Origin of the sequence: Oceanisphaera sp., from assembly GCF_048268965.1 — a bacterium.
In the GTDB taxonomy this organism is placed as follows: domain Bacteria; phylum Pseudomonadota; class Gammaproteobacteria; order Enterobacterales; family Aeromonadaceae; genus Oceanimonas.
Genome location: NZ_JBLWUK010000010.1, coordinates 82,052 through 91,064 on the forward strand (window position 1 = coordinate 82,052; position 9,013 = coordinate 91,064).

Below are 9,013 nucleotides of genomic sequence, written 5' to 3' on the forward strand. Positions count from 1 at the left end.
TAAGTTCATTCTTACACTTAATAGTAAGGTAATATTTATTAAGTAGATCTTCACCACCTTTCGCCTTACGGCGCATAAAGAGAGATTTATGAATATCGACCCAATCGACTATCAGCCATTTTGGTTTTCAGAAGCATTGAAGCGGGAAGAAAGTATTGTTAGTAAGCCACTTCAGGGGGATGTTGAAACCGATGTCTGCATTATTGGGGGCGGCTTTACAGGCCTCTGGACTGCTATTCAGTTAAAAGAAAAGCAACCTGAATTAAATATTGCCATTATAGAAAAGGGACTTTGCGGAAGCGGTGCATCTGGCCGTAATGGCGGGTGCATGTTGACATGGTCCACTAAATATCCGTCATTAAAAAAATACTATGGCGAAAAAGAAGCGTGCCGTCTGGTTAGTGCGTCAGAAGAAGCGCTATACAAGATACGTGACTTTTGTCTCAAACACGACATAGATGCACAGGTTCGTCTAGACGGTACCCTTTATACTGCGACCAACACGGCGCAGCAAGGCGGTATGGATGCTGTTATCGAGCAACTTGAACGTCATGATATCAATAGCTGGCAGCGCTGGCCTACGGAAAAGGTACAGGAGGGAGCCGGCTCTCAACGTCACATTGAAGGTCACTTCTCACCTGCTGCTGGTAGCTTGCAACCGGGACTCCTGGTGAGGGGGCTAAAGCGTGTCGCCGAATCTATGGGAGTATGTATTTACGAAAATACACCAATGGATCGGCTCGATGAAGGCGAACCAGCTATCATTAAAACTCCATTAGGAACAGTGACAGCAAACAAAGTAGTTTTGGCTATTAATGCCTGGATGCCGAAGAAGTATCCTCAGTTTAATAAGAGCATTGTCCTGGTTTCATCCGACATGTTGATAACTAAACCAATGCCGGAATTACTTAAAAATATAGGTTTGACAGATGGCAAGGCGATAGTTGATTCACGGATATTCGTCCACTATTATCGCACAACCCCTGAAGGAAGATTAATGATAGGCAAGGGAGGAAACACTTTTGCTTTTAATAATAAAATGCTCCCTGCTTTTGATCAGCCTAGTCAGCATGAGGAGCAACTGCAGGGGGCCTTACACAGCTTTTTCCCATCCTTGAAAGGTAGCCCGATTGAAAGAACCTGGACCGGGCCATCAGACCGATCAGCCACAGGACTTCCGTTCTTTGGGCGACTCAATAATCAGTCCAATATATTTTACGGCCTTGGGTACTCAGGCAATGGTGTCGGACAAACTTATATGGGCGGTCAGATTCTTTCATCTTTGGTGCTAGGGCTTGATAACGAGTGGACTCGTAGCGGTCTAGCCAAAGGTCCACTAGGTAGTTTTCCACCTGAACCCATTCGTTGGTTGGGTGCAATGACCGTCAGAAATGCAGTACGCCGTAAAGAAAACGCGGAGGACGATGGAAAAAAGCCTTTGTGGATAGATAAGCAGCTAGCAAAGCTGGCCAATGCGGCGGGTAAGAAAGGCTAGCTTTAGTAAAGAAAGCGCTCATTCCTGGAACTCTCGTTGCTGTTCACAGACAGGATATCAAGCGGTAAGCTTATGAAACTGCTATAAAAAAGGCTTCAATTGTGTTCGGGTGCTGGTCGCCAAGAACATAAGAACGCAATGAAGCCGCCCTACATTTCCCCCTCTAATACACCACCTAACAACGTCACTTTTGAATTAATGCCCAGAGGCGACCGGGTACCCTCCTCCGACACGCTGCGGATAAATGACACTCACCTTTTCAACCGCTGCGAACATTCACCGGATGTTCGGTCAGGTTGAAACGGTTCGTCACGGCGAGGCAAGCTCGCCCCCTGCACGCTCAACACATGACGTCCTGTCATGTGATGGTCGGCTGAGGCTATCCCAGTCGCCTTTTTTAGGCCCCGAGTCTTCGGTGAGCACCACTGACCGACGGTACCGGTGTCAATGGGAAGGCAGAGGGTGTCTGCTCAACCGACCATCCGCGCCAGGGATGGCGCGGTTTGAGCCTTTATGGGGCAGCTTGCTGCCGTGTATCTTTGCTGGGTAATGGACTGAATATCCAGTGAATATTCACAGCCGTTACCCAGCAAAGATGGCTTAACCCACGGCGTGTCGGAGGAGTAGTGCCCTCTGCCTGACAAGCCACACTAATTTCAAAAAATATCAACAAATAGTTGTTACTAAGAGACAGGGCAATACCTCATAGCTGATGCGGAGACCGGGGCTCGCTTTTCGTTCTCGTCACCCTCGCGAAGGAACCTCATCCTCGTGTAGGCGGGGACGGGGGGGCCAGTGTTTTTGCAAGAGAAGCGCAGAGCAGTCAGCCTGCGCTTCAGAGACAGCATAGTCACTTCCCACGACACGCATTTCACGGTCGTGAAAGATGTCCCTGCTGCCTCTTTCTGGCATATGGAGTTTTTTGTTCGGGGCTGGTATGACACTTGAACAGGGTCGATTGTTTAATGGAGCTGGTGTGACAGTATAACGGGGGAGTCTCGAAAATTATTTGGACCTGAAATGAGCCAGAGCGCCGGTAGGCGCTCTGGCTGAACAAAAAGGTAATAGGTTAGTAAGGGGTCGGTTGGAGTGGCTTCGGAACCACAGCGGCACCTTCCTTCTGTTCGCTGCTTTTGGGTAGCAGATTCCAGAGGGGGAGCAGAAGCATGCCACCGACGAAACTACAGACCGCAAAACCGATAAAGATGCTCTCGTTGGCGAAGTAGCCAGGCAGCAGCCCACCCATTACAGCGCCGACGGAACCACAGCCATTGACGAAGCCGGTGGCTGTGCCTGCACCCTTCTTGGTACCAAAGTCGATTGCGGCCGAGCCACAGACCATGGAGTCGGGTCCGTATAGCGTGATACCAATAAGGAACAACATACCGACCACCAGGTAAATATTGCCAGTATTGATCATCGGCATAAATGCAGCTAAGGCAGCGGTCAGCAATATCAGGCTGATAGCGCATACCGGCATGCGTCGGGAGCGGAAGAGCTTGTCGGACATAAAGCCGAGAATAACGGGCCCGAAGAGGCCGGCAAACTCGAACGCAGCGGGGATAGTCGCCGCCTGGGCTTTAGATACATCCATTTCCTGGTAGACGATATAAGGTCCCCAGAGCAGAATCGCATAGCGGGCTGGTTTGAGCAGGAAATAAATGAGCCCCAGTAGCAACACTACCTTATTGGATAGCACCGCTTTTATTTCGACCCAGCCATTGGCTCTTTTATCACCCTCTACTTCGAGTTCGTCGATGGGTTCCTGATGATATTCTTCTATCGACGACAGGCCGATATCTTCGGGCTTGTTGCGTTGGAAGATAAACACCAGTGCCACAACCACAACGACTACGGCAGCACTGGCGAAGAAGGCCATTCTCCAGTCATTGAAGATGTCATAGGCAACCCAGCCGGCGAAAGGTGAAGCCACCAGGCCACCGAAAGCATAGTTGGTGCACCAGAGGCCCATGACACGGCCACGTTCGGTACGGGAAAAGAAATTGCCGACGTTTTTACACAAGGATGACCAACCAGTCGATTGAGCCAGTCCTTGAATGAAGACGAAGATGAGGAAGATTGCGGCGCCGTGGAACAGCCCCATGGCGACGGCTGCGACGACGGAGGCTACCAGTCCGCCAAGCAGTACTGCTCGAGTACCGAAGCGATCAGCGAGCATGCCCCACATAAACTGTCCAATGGCATAGGCGATGAGATATGACGCATCGATATTGGCCATCATTTCTTTAGTCAGATCGAAGGTGGCGTCTTCTTCGATGCCGATTTTGGCGACCGAAAAGGCCTTGCGCGTAAAGTAAAAGGAAGCGTAAGCCAGCCAGGTGATCGCAAAGATTTGCCAACGCCAGCGTTCGAACTTGGGATTGCGAATAGAAAATAAGTTGCTCATGTGCATACCTCTATAGGTTACTTCCGTGTTAACAGGTTGCTACAACATCCGTTATCTAGAGCTTGGCAACAAATCGTTTGTTGGGATGAAATACATAGACTTGTTCTATGTTTTTATAGTAACCCATTGGATTTACAAATGAATATTGTTGAGCTAGAAATGTTTTCTTGTATAAATAATTGAAAAGTATGGCTTTATTTCTCCTCTGGATGCGGAATAAAGGCGTGGCTCGTTGAAGCCCGATTGATACAGCCGCCTTACTTGTCCTGCAGTTTGGCGGCCGCTTATCAAAGGCCTGTTCGAAGCCAAATATCTTCGCCTTCAACGTTTTGTTATCTTTTGGTGGAAGGAAGCTCCCATGTGGGCATCAGCCATTGGCGGCGGCAATGACCGCCTGGTCGTTTACCCAGTAACAACTCTGTCCAATGGCCCTGAGCAACCTTTCGATATCGGCAGGGTGGATGTTTCCGATGTTGCCGATGCGGAAGCAATCGGCATTAGAGACTTTTCCTGGATAGATGACAAAGCCCTGCTTTTTAAGCAAATCGTAAAAGCGCTTGAAATCATATTCGGGATGTTCCGGGCTATAAAAGGAGGTAATGATGGGGGACATCTGGCTGCCCTTGAGCAAGGTTTGAAAACCTAACCGGCGCATACCGTTAACCAATATCTGATGATTGCTGCGGTAGCGTTCTGCTCGAGCAGCAATACCGCCTTCGCAATCCAGCTCATTCAATGCCTGGGCGAAGGCGCGCACTACATGGGTAGGAGAGGTAAAGCGCCACTTACCATTGTTGTCTTCCATGCATTTCCATTGATCATAAAGGTCGAGGCTCAATGAACGTGCACGGCCTTTTATTTCTTCCATACAATGGCGCTTGGCAATGATGAAGCCGAAGCCAGGTACCCCCTGAATACACTTGTTGGCGCTGCTGATCAAAAAGTCGATTTGCAATTGATCCATATCCATTTCGATACCGCCAAAACTGCTCATGGCGTCGACGATGAATATCTTGCCAGCGTCTTTGGCCAGTTTCCCGATGCTTTTGATGGGGTTAAGCATGCCAGTGGTGGTTTCACAGTGCACTACGGCCACATGGGTGATGACAGTATCGGTAGCCAGTAGCTGCTCTAGCGCATGTAAATCGGGGCCTGCAGTTTCTCCTGCATCAAGCAGGTGATAGGGAATGCGTAAATAATCTGCGATTTGTGCAATGCGCTGACCATAGACTCCATTGGCGACGATCAGGAGTTTACCATGCTCGGGGATGACAGAGCCGATGACCGACTCTACGCTGGCGGTACCGCTACCTTGCATCAGAACCGAAGTATAGCCGGGTTGGCTGGTAGCCAACTCAACCAAACGAGCGCGTATCTGTTGGACCACATTGTTATAGTCGTCATCCCAGGTACAGGCGTCGGCCATCATCTTGTTCTTGACGCTGGCAGTGGTGGTCAAAGGGCCTGGAGTCAGCAGGAGGTAAGGGCTGTCGGGAAGTATGATTGGATTCATGGTGTCACCTCATGGCTAGGTACAGATTAAAGTTGATAATCAGTGTTTGCTTGGCACCACTATTTGTAATAGCTTTACATCTATCTAACAAATCGATAGTTTGCATTCTTGATATAGGGTAAACCAATGAATTATGCACAACTCAGGGCCTTCCATGCCGTAGCCAGTCAGGGAAGTTACACCAAGGCGGCGGAATCCATGCATGTCACCCAGCCGACGTTGTCGGATCATGTCAAATCCCTCGAAGGGCGCTACGGGGTCAAACTATTCAAGCGTCATGGGCGGGGTGTCATACTAACCGGGCTGGGCCGGGCCTTGCTGGAAATCACACGGCGGCAGTCTTATCTAGAAGCTGAAGCGGAGCTGTTGTTGACCCGCGCACAGGGACTCGCCAGCGGCAAGGTAAGCGTGGTGGCTGACAGCCCTTATCTGGTGGTGCCCTTGTTGGGAGACTTCTATCGACTTTATCCTGATATTTCACTGACGGTACAGTTCGGTAATAGTCAGCGGGTATTGAATGATTTGTTTGAAATGAATGCTGATATTGGTGTGATGCCTGAATATATCGACGACAGTCGTTTGCATGCCTTGCCCTACCGCAAGGATCACATTGTGATACTGGTAGATAAGGGGCATGAATGGGGGCGTCGAAGTAGTATTCACTTCAGTGAACTTAATGGTCAACGCTTGATCCAGAGGGAACAAGGCTCCAAGACCCGATCCATCTTTGAACAGGCCATGCGCCGCCACGACATTCGTCCAGGTACCCAACTCGAGATTGGCAGTCGTGAAGGAGTCAGGGAGGCAGTTGCTGCGGGCTTTGGCATAGGGGTGGTCGTAGCCAGTGAGATAGGTAACGACAGCCGGCTTCACTCTTTAAATATCAAGGATGCAGTACTGAATGTAACCGAGTACTTCGTCTGCCTGAAAGAGTCGTATCCGATGCCGGCGGTCCGAGCGTTCTTTGATCTGCTGGAACAGCAGGTAATGGAGGGGAACTAGCCGCACATTACTCTGCCGCTCATGGACCGTGAAACACTCACTCTGCTGATTTAGCCCAGCAGTTGCCGGTGTACCTTCTTGATGCAGAGGTCCTCGACGTATTCCAGCTCGGCCTCGGCGGCGGATTCGGCCGCCGCCGCATTCTGCACTCCCTCCTGCAGCCACAGGCAGTGGGCTTCATGGGCGATGGCTTCGATCGCGATATCGGCGGCATACTCGCCGCGGCGGAACACGTTGATCAGCTGCACCGGCTGATCCAGCTCGTCCAGCTCGGCGACACAGGTCTGGCCGAGGATGATGGCGCCGGCCAGTTGCGGGTTGATCGGGTGAACCTGATACCCCTGTTGCAGCAGGTATTCCATCACCTGATAGCTGGCTCGCTCCGGCCGGTTGGAGGCTCCCACCAGGGCGATGCTGTGTGTCTGATTGAGGATGCGTGTTAAGCGCTGTTGTTCGAGTGTATCCATCATGCATTCCACAGGAATAAAACCCCCTTATACCAGTTTGCCGACCCGATAATCCATCATCATATACGCAGTTTCTTGCCTTGTTGAGATCAGGCGCGACCTCTGGTTAACGATTGGCTCCAAGTAGGTCATTTTTTACCGGTTGAGAGCCTGCAACCACTGACGTAATTGCCCGGCCGACAGCGCGCCTGACTGACGGGCAACTTCCTTACCCTGTACAAAGGCGATCAAGGTAGGAATAGAGCGGATGCCAAATCGAGCCGCCGCCGCTTGATGTGCTTCGGTATCCAGCTTGGCCAGGCGCAGCTGGCCCTTCATTTCACCGGCAGCGGCATTGAAAACCGGGGCCATCTGCAGGCAAGGGCCGCACCAGGGCGCCCAAAAGTCCACTACCAGCGGCAGGGTTTCGTTGGCCAATAACCGATCCAGCCTGGGACCGTCCATGGTTAACGGTTCGGCGGGCAGCAGCTCCACCTTGCACTTACCGCAGAGCGGCGCCTGTTGCAGGCGGGAGCTCGGTACACGGTTTTTGGCGGCGCAGGCCGGACAAATCAACATATGTTCACTCATGATCACATCCAGTCGGCCAGGGCGTAAGTCAGCGTATACTGCTCGCCCACCAGCTCGAGTCGCTGGCCATTGTTATTCACGGTGGCGCCGTTACCCAGAGTGTGCAGCACGGCGTTTTCTACCTCTTGCTCGGCGGGAGAACAGGCCATTTTGGTGCTGGCCAGCGGATCGGCCTTGAGGCGGTTTTGCGTTAAGGTGGCGCTACCAAAGAAGCGGTTGCAGCCGGCCAGGCCATTGACGGAAAAATGCTCGGCAATTTCCAGATCCGACTTGATGTCGGTGGAGATGGTGGTGCCATTAATGGCGACCAGGTTCCAGTGATGATGCTGCAAGTCAGACTCGCTCACCTTGAGGCCACCACTGCACGCAGTCATCAGCAGGGCGCTGGCAGTTACTATGGCTGTTTTCATAACGGCTCCTAGATTGTTGTTATGGTTGACGCAGTCATGAATGCTCGCGTCTTCAGGCGATGCTCTCTGCGCTGAGTATTAAGAATAGTGAACAGTTGGCACTGTTTTTTCAAGGTGGCGCGTGCAACCCTGGTTGTAGTGTGGGCGATCCGGGCTTAATGTGGTGAATAATCAATGCCGGTTGTTATCATGAGGTCATCATGCAAGTGAGCATACTGGCGGGTAAAGCCGCCATGTTGAATGAGAAAATCTGCAGTGCCATCGACAAGCGGCCCATTGCCAAGCGGCAATTTTGTGGGCTGACCGGGCTCAGTGAAGACGCTCAGGTGTCTCGGCCGTTTCATGGCGGGCCGGAGCGGGCTTTGCATTATTATCCCCGTGAGCATTATGCCTTTTGGCACAGCTGGTTTCAGGGCATGGGGCAAGAGGGGACATTACCGCTATTGGGCCCCGGCGCCTTTGGCGAAAATATTTCCGGTGTCGGCCTGCAGGAGCAGGATGCCTGCATCGGTGATATTTACCGGCTGGATGAGGCGGTGATCCAAATCAGTCAGCCTCGTTCGCCTTGTTACAAGCTCAACGCCCGTTTTGGCTACGACTTCTTCTCGGTACTGGTGCAAGCCAATGGCCGCACTGGCTGGTTATTACGGGTGCTGGAAACGGGAGCGGTGGGGCCAGAAGCCAGGTTAACCCTGCAAGAGCGACCACACCCGCAGATGTCTGTTAAACGGGCCGCAGATATTGTATTCAACCGGGCCTTCGATCGGGACGGCCTGCAAGAACTGGCCGCATTAGCCGGCTTGTCACCCGGCTGGCGGCAAAAAGCGGCGGATTATCTGGCGGCCGGTCAGGTTTCCGGTTGGGGGCCGCGTCTATTGGGGCCCGAATAGGGCGGAGCTTGAAAGGAATCAAAGGCTTTTTTGCCACGGAATACACGGAAGAACACGGAAAAATTTACAGAGAGAACGAAAGAGTCCCTCCACCTGTTATGCCGAGCTGCTTACCGGCCTGAAACAAAAAAAGCGCATCATTTGATGCGTTTTTTTTTGTTTTCAATACCCAGTGAGCCATGTTTATACCAAACAGATTAAATAGCAGATCTATTTTCTTGCTCTATAAAGGTCGGATAAAGGGCCTCCTCCACCGACA

General features: G+C 51.6%; 8 protein-coding genes. 3 read left to right on the plus strand and 5 right to left on the minus strand.

What is annotated here, in order from left to right; translation table 11 throughout:
- The first annotated feature begins 88 nt into the window (after positions 1-88).
- Positions 89-1,495 carry an FAD-dependent oxidoreductase gene (locus tag ACN0VL_RS06960; protein WP_417615836.1) on the plus strand — a complete coding sequence of 469 codons (1,407 nt, stop codon included), beginning with the start codon at positions 89-91 and terminating at the stop codon, positions 1,493-1,495.
- A gap of 1,069 nt (positions 1,496-2,564) precedes the next feature.
- Here ACN0VL_RS06960 and ACN0VL_RS06965 read toward each other — a convergent pair.
- Positions 2,565-3,902, minus strand: a complete 1,338-nt coding sequence (locus tag ACN0VL_RS06965; protein ID WP_417615838.1) for an MFS transporter — start codon at positions 3,900-3,902, stop codon at positions 2,565-2,567.
- 367 nt (positions 3,903-4,269) lie between these two features.
- Positions 4,270-5,415, minus strand: a complete 1,146-nt coding sequence (gene phnW / locus ACN0VL_RS06970; protein WP_417615840.1) for a 2-aminoethylphosphonate--pyruvate transaminase — start codon at positions 5,413-5,415, stop codon at positions 4,270-4,272.
- 126 nt (positions 5,416-5,541) lie between these two features.
- Between phnW and ACN0VL_RS06975 the strand changes: the two genes are divergently transcribed.
- Complete coding sequence (locus ACN0VL_RS06975; RefSeq protein WP_417615842.1) at positions 5,542-6,417, plus strand: LysR substrate-binding domain-containing protein; 876 nt, start codon at positions 5,542-5,544, stop codon at positions 6,415-6,417.
- A gap of 50 nt (positions 6,418-6,467) precedes the next feature.
- Here the strand turns inward: ACN0VL_RS06975 and ACN0VL_RS06980 are convergent, their stop codons facing one another.
- The 3 genes from ACN0VL_RS06980 to ACN0VL_RS06990 all read right to left on the minus strand — a co-directional run bounded on the left by ACN0VL_RS06980 (position 6,468) and on the right by ACN0VL_RS06990 (position 7,864).
- Complete coding sequence (locus ACN0VL_RS06980) at positions 6,468-6,887, minus strand: CoA-binding protein (RefSeq protein ID WP_417615844.1); 420 nt, start codon at positions 6,885-6,887, stop codon at positions 6,468-6,470.
- 132 nt (positions 6,888-7,019) lie between these two features.
- Complete coding sequence (trxC, locus tag ACN0VL_RS06985; RefSeq protein WP_417615846.1) at positions 7,020-7,454, minus strand: thioredoxin TrxC; 435 nt, start codon at positions 7,452-7,454, stop codon at positions 7,020-7,022.
- Between the two features lie 2 nt (positions 7,455-7,456).
- Complete coding sequence (locus ACN0VL_RS06990) at positions 7,457-7,864, minus strand: META domain-containing protein (RefSeq protein ID WP_417615848.1); 408 nt, start codon at positions 7,862-7,864, stop codon at positions 7,457-7,459.
- 200 nt (positions 7,865-8,064) lie between these two features.
- Here ACN0VL_RS06990 and ACN0VL_RS06995 point away from each other — a divergent pair, with 200 nt between their 5' ends.
- A complete protein-coding gene (locus ACN0VL_RS06995; RefSeq protein WP_417615850.1) occupies positions 8,065-8,754 on the plus strand; it encodes an MOSC domain-containing protein in 690 nt (229 codons plus the stop codon).
- Positions 8,755-9,013: the final 259 nt, after the last annotated feature.